16 protein-coding genes are annotated in these 18,836 nt (G+C 63.1%); 15 read left to right on the top strand and 1 reads right to left on the bottom strand.

Annotation, left to right across the window (positions count from 1 at the left end; all coding sequences use genetic code 11):
* Positions 1-117: 117 nt before the first annotated feature.
* The 14 genes from ACMDCM_RS09785 (at position 118) to ACMDCM_RS09720 (ending at position 15,385) form a co-directional block, all read left to right on the top strand.
* Positions 118-2,193 (top strand): elongation factor G, encoded by a 2,076-nt coding sequence (locus ACMDCM_RS09785; RefSeq protein ID WP_412773386.1) that lies wholly within the window; start codon positions 118-120, stop codon positions 2,191-2,193.
* 137 nt (positions 2,194-2,330) lie between these two features.
* Positions 2,331-2,600 (top strand): helix-turn-helix domain-containing protein, encoded by a 270-nt coding sequence (locus ACMDCM_RS09780; protein ID WP_412773385.1) that lies wholly within the window; start codon positions 2,331-2,333, stop codon positions 2,598-2,600.
* Between the two features lie 154 nt (positions 2,601-2,754).
* Positions 2,755-3,609 (top strand): shikimate dehydrogenase, encoded by an 855-nt coding sequence (locus ACMDCM_RS09775; RefSeq protein ID WP_412773384.1) that lies wholly within the window; start codon positions 2,755-2,757, stop codon positions 3,607-3,609.
* A 113-nt stretch (positions 3,610-3,722) separates the two neighbouring features.
* Entirely contained in the window at positions 3,723-4,040 is a 318-nt protein-coding gene (locus ACMDCM_RS09770) for a FeoA family protein (RefSeq protein ID WP_412773383.1), read from the top strand.
* Entirely contained in the window at positions 4,037-5,917 is a 1,881-nt protein-coding gene (gene feoB / locus ACMDCM_RS09765; protein ID WP_412773382.1) for a ferrous iron transporter B, read from the top strand. Before ACMDCM_RS09770 ends, feoB begins: the two co-directional genes overlap by 4 nt.
* A gap of 90 nt (positions 5,918-6,007) precedes the next feature.
* Positions 6,008-6,208, top strand: a complete 201-nt coding sequence (locus ACMDCM_RS09760) for a hypothetical protein (protein ID WP_412773381.1) — start codon at positions 6,008-6,010, stop codon at positions 6,206-6,208.
* Positions 6,209-6,419: 211 nt separating this feature from the next.
* Entirely contained in the window at positions 6,420-7,766 is a 1,347-nt protein-coding gene (gene glmM / locus ACMDCM_RS09755) for a phosphoglucosamine mutase (RefSeq protein ID WP_412773380.1), read from the top strand.
* A 141-nt stretch (positions 7,767-7,907) separates the two neighbouring features.
* Positions 7,908-9,155, top strand: a complete 1,248-nt coding sequence (locus ACMDCM_RS09750; RefSeq protein ID WP_458575140.1) for an MFS transporter — start codon at positions 7,908-7,910, stop codon at positions 9,153-9,155.
* Positions 9,156-9,557: 402 nt separating this feature from the next.
* Complete coding sequence (locus ACMDCM_RS09745; RefSeq protein ID WP_412773378.1) at positions 9,558-10,412, top strand: outer membrane protein; 855 nt, start codon at positions 9,558-9,560, stop codon at positions 10,410-10,412.
* A 207-nt stretch (positions 10,413-10,619) separates the two neighbouring features.
* Positions 10,620-11,435: an outer membrane protein gene (locus ACMDCM_RS09740; protein ID WP_412773377.1), complete on the top strand. Its 816-nt coding sequence runs from the start codon at positions 10,620-10,622 to the stop codon at positions 11,433-11,435.
* Between the two features lie 218 nt (positions 11,436-11,653).
* Complete coding sequence (locus ACMDCM_RS09735; RefSeq protein ID WP_412773376.1) at positions 11,654-12,046, top strand: hypothetical protein; 393 nt, start codon at positions 11,654-11,656, stop codon at positions 12,044-12,046.
* Between the two features lie 172 nt (positions 12,047-12,218).
* Positions 12,219-13,391, top strand: coding sequence for a phosphoserine transaminase (locus ACMDCM_RS09730; protein ID WP_412773375.1), 1,173 nt, complete (start codon positions 12,219-12,221; stop codon positions 13,389-13,391).
* A 123-nt stretch (positions 13,392-13,514) separates the two neighbouring features.
* Positions 13,515-15,104: a phosphoglycerate dehydrogenase gene (serA, locus tag ACMDCM_RS09725; RefSeq protein WP_412773374.1), complete on the top strand. Its 1,590-nt coding sequence runs from the start codon at positions 13,515-13,517 to the stop codon at positions 15,102-15,104.
* Between the two features lie 80 nt (positions 15,105-15,184).
* Positions 15,185-15,385, top strand: a complete 201-nt coding sequence (locus ACMDCM_RS09720) for a hypothetical protein (RefSeq protein WP_412773373.1) — start codon at positions 15,185-15,187, stop codon at positions 15,383-15,385.
* Between the two features lie 216 nt (positions 15,386-15,601).
* Here the strand turns inward: ACMDCM_RS09720 and ACMDCM_RS09715 are convergent, their stop codons facing one another.
* Entirely contained in the window at positions 15,602-17,170 is a 1,569-nt protein-coding gene (locus ACMDCM_RS09715) for a S10 family peptidase (protein WP_412773372.1), read from the bottom strand.
* A 320-nt stretch (positions 17,171-17,490) separates the two neighbouring features.
* Between ACMDCM_RS09715 and ACMDCM_RS09710 the strand changes: the two genes are divergently transcribed.
* Positions 17,491-18,783 carry an adenylosuccinate synthase gene (locus tag ACMDCM_RS09710; RefSeq protein WP_412773371.1) on the top strand — a complete coding sequence of 431 codons (1,293 nt, stop codon included), beginning with the start codon at positions 17,491-17,493 and terminating at the stop codon, positions 18,781-18,783.
* Positions 18,784-18,836: the final 53 nt, after the last annotated feature.

Raw genomic sequence — 18,836 nt, 5'->3', positions numbered from 1 at the left:
CCGTTCAAAACGTTTCGCGCCGCATCGGTTCTTTTCCCGCTTGCCAAAAAGGGAGTGCGGGAGGAGCATTGCGGCGCCGACCCAATCATGGGCCGACTTCCAGATCAGGAGGCGGCAATGGGACATGACCTCAGAGGTCCACAAGGCACCCCCCGGGGCACCCAAGCACCGGGTCCCCGGTGTATTGCGCTGGTGGGCCCGTTCCAGAGCGGTAAAACCACACTTCTCGAAGCCATCCTGGCGCGCACGGGCGCAATCCCCAAAGCAGGCAGCGTCGATCAAGGGACCAGCGTCGGCGATGCCAGCGCCGAAGCCCGCCAGCACAGGATGGGCGTCGGGCTCACCTCTGCCAGCACCAGCTTCATGGGCGAAGCCTATACCTTTATCGACTGCCCCGGTTCGATCGAATTTGCGCAAGACATGCGCTCTGCGATCCCCGCGATCGATGCGGCGGTGGTGGTGTGCGAAGCCGACGAGCGCAAGCTGCCGCAGTTGCAGATCATCCTGCGCGAACTGGAAGATCTGAGCGTTCCCCGTTTTTTGTTCCTCAACAAGATCGACAAGGCCAGCAAGCGCGTTCGCGAGACGTTGGCGACGCTGCAGCCGGCCTCCCGGACGCCGCTGGTCCTGCGGCAGATTCCGGTCTGGAACGGCGATTTGATCGCCGGATTCGTCGATCTCGCGCTGGAGCGCGCCTTTGTCTATCGCGAGCACATGGCGTCCGAGGTTGTCCGACTGGACGGCGGCGATCTCGACCGCGAGAAGGAAGCGCGGTTCTCGATGCTGGAGAAACTCGCCGATCACGACGACGCGCTGATGGAGCAGTTGCTCGAAGACATTCCACCGCCGCGCGATGCGGTATTCGATGATCTCGCACGCGAACTGCGCGAAGGCCGGATTTGTCCGGTGCTGCTCGGCGCGGCGGCGCGCGGGAACGGCGTGCTGCGGCTGATGAAGGCGTTGCGGCACGAGACGCCCGGCGTCAACGAGACGGCGAAGCGAGCAGGCGTAGCCGACAGCAAGGAGGCGCTTGCCTACGTGTTCAAGACCATGCACCTTCAGCACGGCGGCAAGCTGTCGCTGGCGCGGGTGCTGACAGGTCGTTTCGAGGATGGCGTGGCGGTGCAGGCGTCGTCGGGCGAGGGCGGAAAAATCTCGGGCATTCTCGCCGTTACCGGCGCGCAGGAGACCAAGCGGGCGTCGGCCGAAGCCGGCGACACGGTAGCGCTCGGCAAGCTCGACGCGGTGAAGACGGGCGATGCGCTGACGATCGCGAAGGTCACGCCGCCCTCGCTGGCCGGCATCGCGCCTGCCGCGCCGGTTCTGGCGATGGCGGTTTCGGCCGGAGACCACAAGGACGACGTCAAGCTCGGACAGGCCTTGACCAAGCTCAACGAGGAAGATCCCGCGCTTGCTGTCATTCACAATGCGCAGACTCACGACACCGTCCTGTGGGGACAGGGCGAGATGCATCTGCGCGTCGCGCTGGAGCGGCTGCGCGATCGCTTCGGCATCAACGTGACGTCGCATCCGCCGGCGATCGGGTATCAGGAGACAATCCGCAAATCCACGACCCAGCGCGGACGCCATAAGAAACAGTCCGGCGGACATGGCCAGTTCGGTGACGTTCTATTGGAGATCGCTCCGCTGCCGCGCGGCTCGGGCTTCGTCTTTGTCGACAAGATCGTCGGCGGGGCGGTGCCGCGCAATTACATCGGGGCCGTGGAGGAGGGCGTGGTGGACGGACTCGCGCGCGGTCCGCTTGGTTTTCCCGTGATCGATGTGCAGGTGACGCTGACCGACGGCTCCTATCATAGCGTCGACTCCTCGGATCAGGCGTTCCGCACGGCCGCGCGCATAGGTATCAGCGAAGCATTGCCGAAATGCCAGCCGGTGCTGCTGGAGCCGATCCACGTGGTCGAGATCGTTTGCCCGAGCGACGCGACGGCGAAAATCAACGCCATCCTGTCGGCGCGGCGCGGCCAGATCCTCGGTTTCGACAGTCGCGAAGGTTGGGCCGGCTGGGATTGCGTGCGCGCCGTGATGCCGGAAGCCGAGATTGGCGATCTCATTGTCGAACTGAGGTCGGCGACGGCAGGCGCGGGGAGTTTCACCCGCCAGTTCGATCGCATGGCTGAAGTCAACGGCCGTGCCGCCGACCAGATCATCGCGGCGCGTCGGGCCGCTGCGTAGCCGCCACGCGTCTCACGATCTCGAGTTCCGGTCCTGTTTGGCGGACGGCCTGGACTCGTCTCCGACGATGATGTATTTAGCATCATAATTATTATTCATACTATCAGTTGTAATAGTTGTCGTATGGAGATGGAGCCTTGATCACGTCGTTCCAGATGCGTGCGGGGCGAGCGCTCCTGGGTGTCGATCAGAAGACCCTGGCGGAAATGGCCGGCGTGTCCCTGCCGACGATCCAGCGCATGGAGGCGAGCGAGGGTCCGGTGCGCGGCTTTGTCGATACGCTGGTGAAGGTGGTCGGCGCGTTCGATCGCGCCGGCGTCGAACTGATCGGCGAACACGCCCGTAGCGAAGACGGCGGGCGCGGCGTTCGACTGAAGCAACCCGGACCGCCCCGTCCGGCCGGTTGAGATCATCGCAGCTTTGCGTTGTCCCGAGATTGCGTGATGCGGGTCCCCCGCCGCGGGCGAGGGCGGCCTGCGGCATTGACAGGGGATGCGCCTTGCATGATCTCATTTGATCGCGCCGTCTGATCGTCGGGCGCGCCACGCGACGGGACCCGCCATGTCAGCCGAAAGTGAAGTCCCCGCCGCCTGCCTGATCGGATGGCCCGCGGCGCATTCGCGCTCGCCGCTGATCCATCATTACTGGCTGCGCCTGTACGGGATCGAGGGCGGCTACAGCATCGAGGCGATTCCCCCCGAGGGCCTTGCCGAATTCGTCATGAATCTGGCGAAGCACGGCTTCGTCGGCGCCAACGTCACGATCCCGCACAAGGAGCGGGCGCTGCAACTGACCGCACCCGACGCGCGCGCGAGAACGGTCGGCGCCGCGAACACGCTCTATTACGAAGGCGAGACGTTGCGCTCCACCAATACCGATGTCGAGGGTTTCATCGGCAATCTGGATGTCGCCGCGCCGGGCTGGGATCGCACCGCAGACGCGCTGGTGCTCGGCGCCGGCGGATCGTCGCGGGCCGTGGTGTTCGGCCTGATCGAACGCGGCATCAGGCGCATCCATCTCGCCAACCGCACCATGGAACGGGCCAAGGCGCTTGCGGCTCAATTGGGCGCGACTGTCATGCCGTTGGCCTGGAGCGGGATCGGCGACGTGCTGCCGCGCGCCGGGCTGCTTGTGAATACCACCTCGCTGGGCATGGCGGGACAACCTCCGCTGAACGTCGAACTGCCGTTGCTGCCATCTGACGCGGTGGTCGCCGATCTGGTCTATGTTCCGCTGGAAACGCCGTTGCTCGCGGCGGCGAAGGCGCGCGGCCTCAGGACCGCCGACGGCCTCGGAATGCTGCTGCATCAGGCGGTGCGCGGATTTGAACTGTGGTTCGGACGACGTCCCGCGGTGACGCCGGAATTGCGCGCTTTGGTCGAGGCGGATCTCCGGATGGCTCATTCCGCGACCTGAGGCGCCCGCCGTTTTTAACCATTCTAATCCGTGCTCGATCAATGCTCTTTGTCTTGACCCCCACGGGAGCTTGATCCACTTGATAGAAGCGTGATCCCGAAGCAGCGAGCATGATGTCCGATCCCGATACCAGAATCCTTGAAGCAACCCAGGCCACGCCGCTTGGCCTCGCGCGGCGCGGCTTTCGCGGCCGGGTATGCGCCATCATGGTCGACGGCGACCACCTCGGCGTGTCGGCGATGGAGATCGAGCGGCGTCTTCTCGAACTTGGAATCGTGGAGGGCGTGTCGGTGCAGATCCTGCATGAGGGGCCGATCGGCCGGGATCCGATTGCGGTCCGCGTCAACGGCACGACGATCGCCCTGCGCCGGCGCGAAGCCATGGCGGTCATGGTTGGCGATCATGGCCGGACGACGAACGCCATCGCATGACCGCAATCGATGTGAACGACTGGCGTATCGCTCTGGTTGGGACGCCGAACAGCGGCAAGACCGCCCTGTTCAATGCGCTCACGGGCAGCCGGCAGAAGGTGGCCAACTACGCCGGCGTCACGGTGGAGCGAAAGTCCGGTGCCTTGCAAACCGCATCCGGCCACCGCGTCAACCTGATCGATTTGCCGGGGACCTATTCGTTGCGAGGCCGCAGCCCCGATGAGGACATCACCCGCGACGTCATTCTCGGCAAGTTCGCGAGCGAAAGTCCGCCGGACTTCCTGCTTTGCGTCGCCGACGCCACCAATCTTCGCGTGGCGTTGCGCCTTGTGATCGAACTGAAGCGCGTGCACCGGCCGATGCTTCTGGTCTTGAACATGATCGACATTGCGCGGCGGCGCGGCGTCGACATCCATCTCGACAAGCTCTCCGCCGAACTCGGCGTGCCGGTGGTCACATCGACCGCCGTTCGGCGCGGCGGCATCGACGATCTGTTGCGCCGGATCGACGACATCGCCGGCAAGCCGGCCGGCGCCATAGCCGCGAGCGACTGGACGACGCCGGCTGTATCGGACTTGCGCGCGGCACAGCGCGAGGCCGATCGCGTGATCCGCGCCGCGGTCAGCGAGCCGGCCAAGCCCGATACGTGGACCACGCGCGTGGACGCCGTGCTGCTGCATCCGGTGTGGGGGATGGTCGCGCTGCTGCTGCTGCTGTTCGTGATGTTCCAGGCCGTGTTCGCCTGGGCCGAGCCGGCGATGGAACTCATCACCCGGGGGTTCGATGCGCTCGGCGCGTTCTCGGCGACCGTGCTGCCGGAAGGGTTGCTGCAGAGTTTTGTCCAGAACGGCGTGATCTCGGGTGTCGGCAGCGTCATCGTGTTCCTGCCGCAAATCCTCATCCTGTTTCTCTTCATTCTGCTGCTCGAGGATCTCGGCTACATGGCGCGTGCGGCCTTCCTGATGGACCGCGTCATGGGTGGCGCCGGACTGCACGGTCGCGCCTTCATCCCGCTGTTGTCGAGTTTTGCCTGCGCGATTCCGGGGATCATGGCGACGCGGGTGATCGATAACAAGCGCGACCGGCTGACCACCATCATGGTCGCGCCGCTGATGACCTGCTCGGCGCGCATTCCGGTGTATACGTTGATCATTGCGGCTTTCGTGCCGAACCGGCCGGTGCTCGGCGTTCTTGGATTGCAGGGGCTCGTGATGTTCGGGCTCTATGCGGCAGGCATCTTCAGCGCGCTCGCGGTGTCGTTCGTCGCCAACCGCTTTTTTTGGCGCGACAGCGCGACTCCGCCCTTCATGCTGGAACTGCCGGACTACAAGCTGCCGCAATTGCGCAGCGTGCTGATGAACCTTTACCAGCGCGCGATGGCGTTTCTCAAGCGCGCCGGCACCACGATCTTTTCCATGATGGTTCTGATCTGGTTTCTGGCCTCGTTTCCGCGTCCGCCGGCGGGCGCAACCGAACCCGCGATCGATTTCAGCCTTGCCGCCATGATCGGCCGCTGGATCGAACCGTTGCTCGCGCCGATCGGCTTCAACTGGCAGATCAGCGTCGCGCTGATTCCCGGCATGGCGGCGCGCGAGGTGGCGGTGGCCTCGCTTGGCACCGTTTACGCCATCGAGGGCGGCAAGGAGGCGGCGGACCAGGTCGGCCACATGCTTGCCTCGCAATGGAGTCTCGCGACCGCGCTGGCGTTCCTGGCCTGGTACGTCTTTGCCCCGCAATGCGCCTCGACGCTGGCCGTCATCAAGCGCGAGACCGGCGGCTGGCGCTGGATGCTGATTACCTTTTTCTACATGCTGGCGCTGGCCTATCTCGCCGCCTTCGTCACCTACCGCACCGCGCTGGCGCTGGGCTGGGGCTGAGAGCGGGGTCCGCGAAAATCCGGCCTGATCTCGCCTCGCGGAGGAACGGAACGCGGCGCGCGCCGTTATACCCTGTTATAGGAGAGAGCGATGACGAGCGGCCACGTTGAGAAGGACGACCGGAAGAAAAAGGCGAAAACCAAGAAGGAACTGGACGAGGAACTGGATCGTGGCCTCGAGGAATCGTTTCCGGGATCGGATCCGGTGAGCGTCACCCAGCCGGCGCCTGCAAGGCCGATAAAGGACAGGCCGGCCGGCCGTCACTCGAATCGCGCGGATGGCGGCGGTTGAGGTCGGGCCCCGAAGAAATTGGGATTAATTCATCTTTTCCGGGGGAAACCGTCATTTTTGTCGTCATACGCCGGTAACGATTCATTATATTTTTTGAAGTCGTTTTAGCTATCCGGGCGTTATAAGCGGCTTCGCGCTATGCTTGTCGTCCAACGATTCGGCGGACCAGCTTCGAGGCGGCGTGCGATTTGAGGGCGTCGTGGGGGGTAGGATGAGCCGCAACTATTTTGGAACCGACGGCATTCGCGGCCGCGCCAACGGCCTGATCACGCCGGAACTCGCGATGAAGGTCGGGCAGGCGGCCGGGCTGGTGTTCCAGCGCGGCGAGTACCGTCATCGCGTTGTGATCGGAAAGGATACCCGGCTCTCCGGCTACATGATCGAGTACGCGCTGGTTGCGGGCTTCACCTCGGTCGGCATGGATGTTCTGCTGCTCGGTCCGATGCCGACGCCGGCGGTGGCGATGCTCACCAAGTCGATGCGCGCCGATCTCGGCGTCATGATTTCCGCCTCCCACAACCTGTTCGAGGACAACGGAATCAAGATGTTCGGACCTCGGGGCTTCAAGCTGTCCGACGAGGTCGAAAAGAAGATCGAACAGTTGCTCGACCAAAACCTCGACAGGAGACTGGCGCAGAGCGCGAGCATGGGTCGCGCCCGCCGTATCGACGGCGTACACGATCGCTATATCGAATTCGCCAAGCGCACGCTGCCGCGCGAACTCAGCCTCGATGGGTTGAGGGTGGTGGTCGATTGCGCCAACGGCGCCGCTTACAAGGTGGTGCCCGAGGCGCTGTGGGAACTGGGGGCGGACGTCATTCCGATCGGCGTCGAGCCCGACGGCTTCAACATCAACAAGGAATGCGGCTCCACCGCGCCGGAGGCGCTGTGCCGCAAGGTCCGCGAGATGCGCGGCGACATCGGCATTGCGCTCGACGGCGACGCCGACCGGGTCATCATCGTCGACGAGCGTGGCCATGTGGTCGACGGCGATCAGCTTCTCGCCGTGATCGCGCAGAGCTGGAAGGAAGACGGTCGGCTGACCAGCCCCGGAATCGTCGCCACCGTGATGTCGAATCTCGGTCTTGAGCGCTTCCTGCGGGATCAGGAGTTGTCGCTGGTGCGGACGCCGGTCGGCGACCGCTACGTGCTCGAACAGATGCTGAAGCACGGCTACAATCTTGGCGGCGAGCAATCGGGTCACATTATCCTGTCGGACTATGCGACCACCGGGGATGGCTTCGTGTCGGCGCTTCAGGTGCTCGCCGTCGTGCAGAAGCTGGGGCGCCCGGTCTCGGAGGTTTGCCACAAGTTCGAGCCGCTGCCGCAGATATTGAAGAACTTCCGCTATCGCAGCGGCAAGCCGCTGGATCGCGCCGAGGTCAGGTCGGCGATTACGGCGGGAGAGAAACGGCTCAACGGTCACGGCCGCCTGCTGGTCCGCTCCTCCGGAACCGAGCCGGTCATTCGCGTGATGGGCGAGGGCGACGATCGTATCCTGGTCGAGGAAGTCGTGGACACGATCGTTTCCGCACTGGGCGGACCGGCGGCGGCGTGACGCCGGCGCTAAGCGGCCCGAGACTGTAAGTCGGCATTCGCGAGCGACTCCCGGTGCATCCCTGCTATAAGCTATTGTTGCTGGTCGGTCGGGAGCATGCGTCGTAACAGGCGCCGGTCCTCACAATCCGGAATTCGTTTCGTGGACAAGCACGTCATCACCTCCGAGGAGACCCTCGTCGCGCCGGTTGTGGTTCCCGCGATTGCCGAAAAGGTCGCTGCCGGTCCTGCCTATCTTGTGCTTGGCGGCATCAGCTTCTCGCATTTTCTCAATGACACGATGCAATCGCTGATCCCCTCGGTCTATCCGATCCTGAAGGAGAACTACGCGCTCGATTTCGCCCAGATCGGAATGATCACGCTGGCATTTCAGGTGACGGCGTCGCTGCTGCAACCCGTGGTCGGCTATGTCACCGACAAGAAAGCCCAGCCGTTCTCGCTTGCCATCGGCATGGGGTCGACTTTCGTCGGGTTGCTGCTGCTGAGCGTGGCGCATGTCTACGGGATGATCCTTGTTGCAGCCGGACTCGTCGGCCTGGGCTCCGCGGTTTTCCATCCCGAGTCCTCGCGCATCGCGCGGATGGCGTCGGGCGGACGTTACGGGTACGCCCAGGCGGTGTTCCAGGTCGGCGGAAATTTCGGCTCGGCGATGGGGCCGATGCTCGCGGCGCTGATCGTGGTGCCGTTCGGCCAGCCGAGCATCGCCTGGTTCTCGGTGATCGCGGCAACCGCGATCCTGATTCTTTGGCGCATCGGGCGCTGGTACAAGCCGCGGATCGCCCGACGCGTCAGCAAGGCGATGGCGCGCCAGCCCAACGCGCCGTCGCCGCGGCGGACGGCGCTGGCGATCGCCATCCTGATCGTGCTGGTATTCTCCAAGTTCATCTACATGGCGAGCCTGACCAGCTACTACACGTTCTTCCTGATCCACAAGTTCGGCGTTTCGACCCAGACGTCGCAGATCTTTCTGTTCATGTTCCTCGCCGCAACCGCGGTCGGTACCTATTTCGGCGGCCCGATCGGCGACCGGATCGGCCGCCGCTATGTGATCTGGTTCTCGATCCTCGGCGTGCTGCCGTTCACCCTGTTGCTGCCGTTCGCCAACTTGTTCTGGACCGCGATGCTGAGCGTCGTCATCGGCTTTGTCATCTCCTCGGCGATGCCGGCGATCATTGTGTTCGCGCAGGAACTGATGCCGCATCGCTTCGGCATGATCTCGGGGATGTTCTTCGGCTTTGCGTTCGGCGCCGGAGGACTCGGAGCGGCGTTGCTTGGCGAGGTCGCGGACGCGAGGGGAATCGAGTTCGTCTATCACGCCTGCGCGTTCTTGCCGGCGATCGGCCTGCTCGCGATGTTCCTGCCGAAAATGCCGAAGATCCCGCAAGGTTGATCGGCCGTGGGTTTGTCAACGAACTGTTAGAGCGTTTTCGAGCGAAGCGGCTACCGGTTCGCGTAAAGAAAACGCGTCAAAACAAAAACATAGAGCTCCGCTTCTGACTCCATCAGAAGCGGAAAGGCTCTCGAGCAGGTTTGCTTTAGACGGAACCAGCAACCCGTGGCCGGGACAGAGCCCGGACCATGACGGAACAGGTGTTTCCATCAAAACCTGAACCGCTCTGGAAAGTGTGGCAGGGCTGCTGCGGTTCGCACCGTCGTCTCCTGTCGCTCCAGAGCCTTACAGAATATCAACCTTAAAAATTAGGGTTAAGCGACGCTTAAACATTTGGTGTCATCGTCCGTCCGATTTCGGGAGTGGGGCCTCGCCGCCTCACCTGACAAAGGGACGAAGCTGATGCGTAGGGTTGGATTTCTCGTTGCCGCCGGAGCGGCATCACTGTTGTCATCGACGGCCTTCGCCGCCGATTTGCCTATCGCGCCGCCCCCTCAATATTACGCGCCGCCGCCGGCTGCGGATTTCGGCGGCTGGTATCTGCGCGGCGATATCGGATTCAGCAATCAGAGCGTCAAGAATCTCGACAACGCTCTCTACAGCTCATTAACGTCGCTCGATCAGCGCACCGGATTCGACAGTGCGGGAATCTATGGCCTCGGCGTCGGTTATCAGTTCAACAACTGGCTCCGCGGCGACATCACCGGTGAATATCGCGGCAAGTCGAACTTCCATGGCCTCGACATCACCACCTTCGACAACGGCGGCGCGCAGGGCTTCGGTTCCGATACCTACACCGGCAGCAAGTCGGAATGGTTGTTCCTCGCCAACGGCTATGTCGATCTCGGCACCTGGTATTGCGTCACCCCGTTTATCGGCGCCGGCGTCGGCATGTCGCGCAATACGATCTCGAATTTTGTCGATCAGGGCGTTGGCTCGCTCTTCCCGCCCGGAAACGGTATCGGACCAAGTGTAGCCTACGGCGACACCGCATCGAAGTGGAGTTTCGCGTGGGCGCTCCACGGGGGTCTTGCTTACAAGGTTACCAACAACCTGACGCTCGAAATGTCGTACCGCTACGTCAATCTGGGCAATGGCGCCACCGGCGATCTCGTTGCGTTCGACGGGACGAACAACGTCTACAACCCGATGCGATTCCACGACATCACATCGCAGGATGTGCGTTTCGGTGTGCGTTGGAATTTCGATGCGCCTGTCTATGCGCCGCCTCCGCCGCCGCTGATCACCAAGGGCTGAGCCCTGCCATCACCTGACGAGTCTTAACGGCGTGGGCTTTCCCGCGCCGTTTTTCTTTGTGGGGTCGCGTTTCAACAGTTGCGATGCGCGGGGGCACGCCAGGATTTTGTCGACAATGCGGTTCGACAGCGTCGCGCGACAACGATTGATTAAGGTTAATGAGCGATGGTCGTCACGTAACCAAGTTGTGTCGAATGGAGCGTTGCGATGCGCAGACTTCTGCTGGCGGCAGTCATTTGTGGAGTAGCGCAGGGCGCGTACGCAGCCGATATGCCCGATCTTCCGGTTTTGCGCGGATCGCTGCCGGACGGCCTCAGTTCGGTGCGGACGGTGTGGCAGGGCTATTACATCGGCGGGCAGACTGGCATCGGGGAATCTGACATGAATTTCTCCGGGGCGACCAACGATGTCACGGCCAAGCTGCTTACGAATACTGTCATCGAAAACGACATGAATGTTTCCGGTTGGCCGGTCATGGGCAAAAAATCCTCACGGGGAACCGGTTTCGGCGGATTTGTCGGATACAATTCGCAATGGGACGATGTCGTCCTCGGCGTTGAGGCGAACTACCTCCACGGAAATTTCGGCGGCTCCGATAGCGGAAGCATGAGCCGCTTTTACTCTGCGTCGGATGGATATACTCACTACGTTACCTATAATGCCAACGCTTCCATGGCCATTCAGGATATGGGGACTTTGCGTATCCGCGGCGGCTACGTGTGTGGCTCTTTCCTCCCGTACATTTTCGGCGGCGTAGCGCTCGGCCAGGCTGATATCATTCGCACCGCGAGCATTTCCGACACTCAGGTCAACAATACTACGGGGCAGGTCATTCCGTTTTCAGGGTCGATGACGGATGTTCAGCATGCTCACCTGGTCTACGGTTATTCCGCGGGTCTTGGCGTCGACGTCAATTTGATGGCCGGTCTCTTCCTGCGCGCCGAATGGGAATATGTTCGGTTCACCTCGTCGATAGACACCGACGTCAATACTGTTCGCGTCGGTCTCGGTTATAAATTCTGATTGCCAAGGAGTGCGAGAAGCTCTCCACTTCGCGCGTCCGAGCCGCAGTCTGCGGCTCGAATGCGTTGCGAGCCAGGCTGGGTCGGCGCGGTCTGAGTGCTCCCCGCACTCGCCAGATCGTCGCTATGTTTTCCAATAAGGAACCTTTTTACGGTTAGGGGAACCGGAACAGTGGTGAATGCGGCCCGTTGATTCCATCCATAGCGATGGAGCAACGCATGCAATCTCGATTGACCTTTTTTGCGCTTGTCACGGCGACCCTGATAAGCTTGCTCGCCCTGAGCGCCTATGCCGCAGGCGTAGGTGCTGCGACGATCGGAGGCGGAGCCGCGGGTATGCCGAGCGCAGGTTCCATGAACAGCCAGAACTCGGGTTCGGCGGGCATCCGGTCGGCGCCCGGCGGGTCCTCAACTACGGCCACAGGTGCCGGTCTGAACGGATCGTCAGGCACAACGACTGGTACGGGGACTGGCCTCAACACCGGCGGCGTCAATCAGTCCGGCGTTCCCGACACCTCCGCGCCCGGACACATCGGCGCCGGTGCGTCGCCGAGTGGTCTGCCCGGTGACGATCCCAACGCTCCCGGATATCCCGGCCGCATCGGCAATTAGCGACCCATGATTTGACCTTCTCCACGTGTGCGCGCCGCGCAGCAGTCAGCCGACCGGTCGTCACTCGCGCGTGATCGCCGGAAAAATCATTGACGAAAGCAGGTGATTCCCATATCCCCGGCGGCGGGACACCTCCCCCCAACGGGAGGCTCGCTATCTGGAAGGATAGATCATGACCGTTGCGAAGCCTGCTTCGCGGCCCGATGTGCCGCATTTTTCTTCCGGCCCCTGCGCCAAGCGCCCCGGCTGGACCCCCCGAAATCTCAAGGACGCAGTTCTTGGCCGTTCGCATCGCGCGAAAATCGGCAAGGCGCGCCTGAAACTCGCGATCGATCTGACACGCGAGGTTCTGGAAATTCCGGCCGACTACAAGATCGGCATCGTGCCGGCCTCGGACACCGGCGCGGTCGAGATGGCGCTGTGGTCGCTGCTCGGCGCGCGGCCGGTGACGGCGATTGCCTGGGAGTCCTTCGGCGAAGGCTGGATCACCGATATTGTCAAGCAGCTCAAGCTGAAGGACGTCACCAAGCTCACTGCGGGTTATGGTGAGATTCCCGATCTCGCCAAAGCCGATCCGAACTCCGACATCGTCTTCACCTGGAACGGCACCACCTCGGGCGTCCGCGTGCCGAACGCGGATTGGATCAGCGCTACCCGCGAAGGCTTGACCATTTGCGATGCCACTTCGGCCGCCTTCGCACAGGTGCTCGACTGGGCGAAACTCGATGTCGTGACCTTCTCATGGCAGAAGGCGCTCGGCGGCGAGGCGGCTCACGGCATGCTGGTGCTGAGCCCCCGCGCGGTCGCTCGTCTGGAAAGCTATACGCCGCCGTGGCCGATGCCGAAAATCTTCCGCATGACCAAGGGCGGCAAGCTCATGCACGGCATTTTCGAGGGCGAGACCATCAACACGCCGTCGATGCTGTGCGTCGAGGATTATATCGACGCGTTGAACTGGGCGAAGTCGGTCGGCGGTCTCAAGGGAATGGTCGCGCGCGCCGACGCCAACGCCAGGGTGATCGCCGACTGGAAGGCAAAGACGACGTGGATCGATTTCCTGGCGAAGGAGCCGGCGATCCGTTCCAATACCTCGGTATGCCTGAAGATCGTCGATCCCGCGATCACGTCGTTGCCGGCGGATGCGCAGTCCGACTTCGTCAAGAAGCTTGTCGCCGCTGTCGAGAAGGAGGGCGCCGGCTACGATTTCGCCTACTACCGCGACGCGCCGCCGGGCTTGCGCATCTGGTGCGGCGCCACGGTGGAGGCGGGCGACGTCGCGCTGCTGACGCAGTGGATCGACTGGGCCTTTGCCGAGACCAAGGCTGCTCTGCCCAAGGCGGCGTAGCGTTTCCTCACACTGATTCCATCATGGCCGGGCTTGACCCGGCCATCCATCGGAAAAGATGGACCCGCGGGTCAGGCCCGCGGGTGACGACATCAAGTCATCTTGCTCAACGGATCACATCCCATGACCACACCCAAGGTTCTCATTTCCGATGCGCTCAGCCCCGCTGCCGTTCAGATCTTCAAGGATCGCGGCATCGAGGTCGATTTCCAGCCCGCGCTCGGCAAGGACAAGGACAAGCTCGCCGAGATCATCGGCGATTACGACGGCCTCGCCATCCGCTCCGCCACCAAGGCGACCGCGAAGATCCTCGCCAATGCAAAAAAACTGAAAGTGATCGGCCGCGCCGGCATCGGCGTCGACAACGTCGAGATTCCGGCGGCGACGGCCAGGGGCGTCATCGTGATGAACACGCCGTTCGGTAACTCGATCACGACCGCCGAACATGCGATCACCCTGATGCTGGCGCTGGCGCGCGAAATTCCCGCAGCCGATGCCTCGACCCAGGCCGGCAAGTGGGAAAAGAACCGCTTCATGGGCGTCGAGATCACCGGCAAGGTTCTCGGCATCATCGGCTGCGGCAATATCGGCTCGATCGTCGCCGATCGCGCGCTCGGCCTGAAGATGAAGGTGGTCGCGTTCGATCCGTTCCTGTCGCCGGAACGCGCCAAGGACATCGGCGTAGAGAAGGTCGAGCTTGACGATCTGTTCAAGCGCGCCGACTTCATCACGCTGCATACGCCGCTGACCGACAAAACGCGCAACATCATCGACGCTGCCGCAATCGCGAAAATGAAAAAGGGCGTGCGCATCATCAACTGCGCGCGCGGCGGCCTGGTGGACGAGCAGGCGCTGGTCGATGCGCTCAATGCCAAGCAGGTCGCGGGCGCGGCGTTCGATGTGTTCGTCGAGGAACCGGCAACCAGGAACGTGCTGTTCGGCCATCCCAACGTCATCTGCACGCCGCATCTCGGCGCCTCCACCACGGAAGCGCAGGAGAACGTGGCGTTACAGGTCGCCGAACAGATGTCGGATTATCTGCTCACCGGCGCGATCACCAACGCTCTCAACTTTCCCTCGATCACGGCGGAAGAAGCGCCGAAGCTGAAGCCGTTCGTTGCGCTTGCGGAAAAGCTCGGCTCGTTCGCGGGCCAGCTCACGGAGAGCGGAATTTCAAAGGTGACCATCACCTATGAGGGGCAGGTCGCCGAAATGAAGATCAAGGCGCTGACATCGGCGGCGCTGTCGGGCCTGCTGCGGCCCATGCTGGGCGACGTCAACGTCGTGTCGGCACCGGTTGTCGCCAAGGAGCGCGGCATGGTGGTGGACGAGGTCGTGCGCGCCGCGCAGAGCGACTACGAAAGCCTGATCACGGTCACTGTCTTTACCGAACGGCAGGAGCGTTCGGTGTCCGGCACGGTCTATGCCGACGGCAAGCCGCGCCTGGTCGACGTCAAGGGCATTCGTGTCGATGCCGAGTTCGGCAAGTCGATGATCTACGTCACCAACGAGGACAAGCCGGGGTTCATCGGCAAGTTCGCCTCGCTGCTCGGCGATGCGGGCGTCAACATTGCGACGTTCAATCTCGGTCGTCACAACCAGGGAGGCGACGCCATCGCACTGGTCGAGGTCGACGGCAACGTACCGGAGAAAGTGCTCGCGAAGGTGAAGGCGTTGCCGCAGGTCAAGCAGGTGAGGGCGCTGACGTTCTGACAGCGAAAGGGTCGTTGGCGCGAAAAGGCCAAGCCCGTCCTGTCATGCCGGCGGCGTCCGATCCAGGAAGGAGTTTTCCGATGGATAAGCCCGCTCCGCAGAATGATTCCGAGCCCGGCGGGGGGAGTCGCCGCGGCGCAGTGGCGGGGCTGATCGTTGTCGTCGTGCTGCTGGTGGTCGGTCTCTGGCTCGCGCGTGAACTCGGCTCCGCGAGCCGGATCCAGGACTGCGTGATGTCGGGCCGTTCCAATTGCCAACCGATCGACGCGCCGTCTCGCTAGAGTCTGTTTCAACTGCGTTGAATCAGACTCGTTGCTTATCTTTTTGTTTGAGCATGATCTTTTCCGAAAACCGGTTTCCACTTTTCGGGATCATGCTCTAACAAGCTATTGAAAACCGGCACTGCGTTCCGGCGTGCCCCGGACGCGGTGCGGCATGAAATGCCGCGCTGCTGATCCGGGGCCGTTCCAAATTCAACAGCCTGCTAAACGTTTGCATCACTTCATCAGTGCGCGAACCGCGTCGCGTAGCGCCTGACGCGAGCCGTCATGCGAATAGAACATGTGGCCGCCGGGATAGACCACGAGCTTGACGCGGTCGCGGGAGCCGAAGGTCGGCAGTTGATCGAGGCGAATCTGTGAAGCGAAATACGGCGTCGCCAGATCGAATAATCCATGCGCGACCAGCAGTTTGAATTTCGGGTCCGCGGCGAGCAATTCGCGGATGTCGGACACCGACTCGACGGAACTCCGGTGCTTGCCGAAGTCCCATTCGCGGTTGACGGCGCGGCTGAGCAGTTCATAGGAACCGTCCGGCCGCCAGTTCAGTTTGTGCGCATAAAGGTCGAACGCCGCCGATGTCAGCGCGGCCAGCAGCGGCTCTTCCGAGGGATCGTCGAAGTCGCTGGTGGTCGAGTCGGGGTAGGGATCGAACCCGAGCACCGAGGCGTCGTAGCGCCCGGTCACCTTGCCGTTGCGGCGGTCGAAGGCGCGACGGAATTCGCTGACGCTGAACCGCCCGGCAAGGCGACGGCTCTCCGCCTGGTCGATGCCGGTCAACGCCGCGAAGCGGTCGGCAAGCCGCTGCGTCGCCTCCGCATCGGCCTGGCCCTTGACGAGGTCGCTCAGGAACTCGCCCCGTGCGTAGGCCTCGACGTCGGCCATGTCGGCGCGGGTCAATGTTCCGTCTTTCTCGTTCTTTTCCCGTGCGACCGCCGCCATGCTTGGGAGGCTCGCCACGAACCGGGTCAGTCCGGTGCCCACCACATCGCCGAAGTCGAGCGCCGGCGAGATCAGAACCAGTCCATTGACCGCCACGCCTTGCCGTGTCTGCAGGTTGCGAACGATCTTCGGCCCGCGAATGCCTCCATAGCTCTCGCCGGCGATGTATTTCGGCGATTGCATCCGATCGGCTTTCTCCAGCCAGCGGCGGATCACCAGCGCGATCGAGGCCACATCGCCGTCGACCGTGAAGAAGTGCTTCCGGGCCTCGTCGCCGCGCGCGACCATGCGGCTGTAGCCGGTGCCGAGCGGATCGATGAAGACGAGATCGGTGAAATCGAGCCATGTTTCCGCGTTCGGTGCAAGCGGTTGCGGAGCGGACGAACCGGCGATCGCGCGGTCCATCGCGATGCGCCATGGGCCATTGCTGCCGAATTGCAGCCATGCCGAGGAAGCGCCGGGTCCGCCATTGAACACAAAGGTGACCGGCCGGTTGCGGGGATCGGCGCCATCGAGTTGATAGGCTGTGGTGGCGATGTCCGCCTGCGGTTCGCCCTTGTCGTCGAAAATGCGGATCGCGCCCGCGGTTGCGGTGAACGCCAGCGTGCGGCCGGGCAGCGCCAGCTTGTGCCTGGTGGTGGAGGCCGGCGGCAAACGACGGTCGGTCGCGGCTGCGGCAGATCCGCTGTGCGCATCATCGCCGCCGCTCTTCGAACCGGACTGCTTCGCTTCGGCCTGATGCGATGGCGCGCCGGTCGCCGCGTCGTCTGCGCGGGAGGCGGAGGCAGCCAGCAGCGCCAGCAGTACCGCTCCGGCGCAGGCATGGCGGAACATCGGACCGGGCATTTAGCTACTCCTGTCTTCGTCGGGCTGGTGGACCGCAGCCCGAGCCTTGAAATCGAGCGTCGCCGGAAACTGTGGCGGGCGCGGGACCCCTGCGAAGACGGCGGCCTGCATTTGGATTTTCTGGCCGAATCAATGGTTTGGGAAGAGCCTCGACGTCATCAAGCCGCCGTTCCGGCTTGCGTCGACCGCACGCATCCTTTATCCGGTGGAGCGCCTCGCATGCTGGCGGCCCGTATTGCGTCTATCGCGTTTCGGCTAGCGTGGTCGCTACGGAGGGCGCTGCATGGACGCGCCTCATTTTGCAAGGAATTCCTGCGAAAATGACCAATGTTGTCGTCGTCGGTGCCCAATGGGGCGACGAGGGAAAGGGCAAGATCGTCGACTGGTTGTCGGAGCAGGCGGATATCGTCGTCCGCTTCCAGGGCGGCCATAATGCCGGTCATACGCTCGTGATCGACGGCAACACCTACAAGCTGGCGCTGCTGCCCTCGGGCGTGGTGCGCGCGTCGAAGCTGTCGATCATCGGCAACGGCGTGGTGTTCGATCCGCAAGCCTTTGTCGACGAGATCGAGAAGCTGAAAGGGCAGGGCGTCAAAATCGGTCCTGACAATCTGCGCGTCGCCGAGAACGTCACGCTGATCCTGCCGCTGCATCGCGAACTGGACTCCTTGCGCGAGAACGCCAGCGCGGCGACGGCGATCGGCACCACCCAGCGCGGCATCGGCCCGGCCTATGAGGACAAGGTCGGCCGCCGCGCCATTCGCCTGATGGACCTCGCCGACCCGCAGACGCTGCCGCACAAGATCGAGCGGCTGCTCGCCCATCACAACGCGCTGCGCCGCGGCCACGGCATCGCGGAGGTGGATAGCGGGACGCTGCTGAAGGATCTCGCCGCAATTGCGCCGCGGGTCTTGCCCTATGCTGACAGCGTGTGGAATCTGCTCGATCACAAGCGCCGCGAAGGCAAACGTATCCTGTTCGAAGGCGCGCAAGGCGCGTTGCTGGATGTCGATCACGGCACCTATCCTTACGTCACCTCCTCCAACACGGTCGCAGCGCAAGCGGCCACAGGCACCGGCATGGGACCGAGCGCGCTCGGCTACGTGCTCGGCATCTGCAAGTCCTACACCACGCGCGTCGGCCAGGGACCGTTTCCGACGGAACTCACCGACGGGATCGGCGAACTGATCGGTCAGCGCGGCAAGGAATTCGGCGTCAACACCGGGCGCAAGCGGCGCTGCGGCTGGTTCGATGCCATGCTGGTCCGGCAGACTGTCCGTACCAGCGGCATCCACGGGCTGGCCCTGACAAAGCTCGACATCCTCGACGGCTTCGACACCATCGAGGTCTGCACCGGCTACAGGCTTGACGGCAAGGAGATCGACCATCTGCCGGCCGGAGAGGGCGCGCAGGCTCGCATCGAGCCGGTCTACGAGACCATCGAAGGGTGGAAAGAGCCCACCGCCAACGCCCGTTCATGGGCCGACCTGCCGGCTCAGGCCATCAAATATGTTCGCCGGATCGAGGAACTCGTGGGGTGCCCGGTGGCTCTGCTGTCGACCAGCCCCGAGCGCGAGGACACCATCCTGGTGCAGAACCCGTTCGAGGCTTAACGAGATGTTACGGGAATGCGTTCAAGGTTAATGTTCGCGGTATTATTGAAAAG

The sequence above is a fragment of the Nitrobacter sp. genome (assembly GCF_047149785.1).
Classification (GTDB): Bacteria; Pseudomonadota; Alphaproteobacteria; order Rhizobiales; family Xanthobacteraceae; genus Nitrobacter.
The sequence above is the reverse complement of the archived record's forward strand: the minus strand, read 5'-3'. Positions and strand labels throughout refer to the sequence as shown.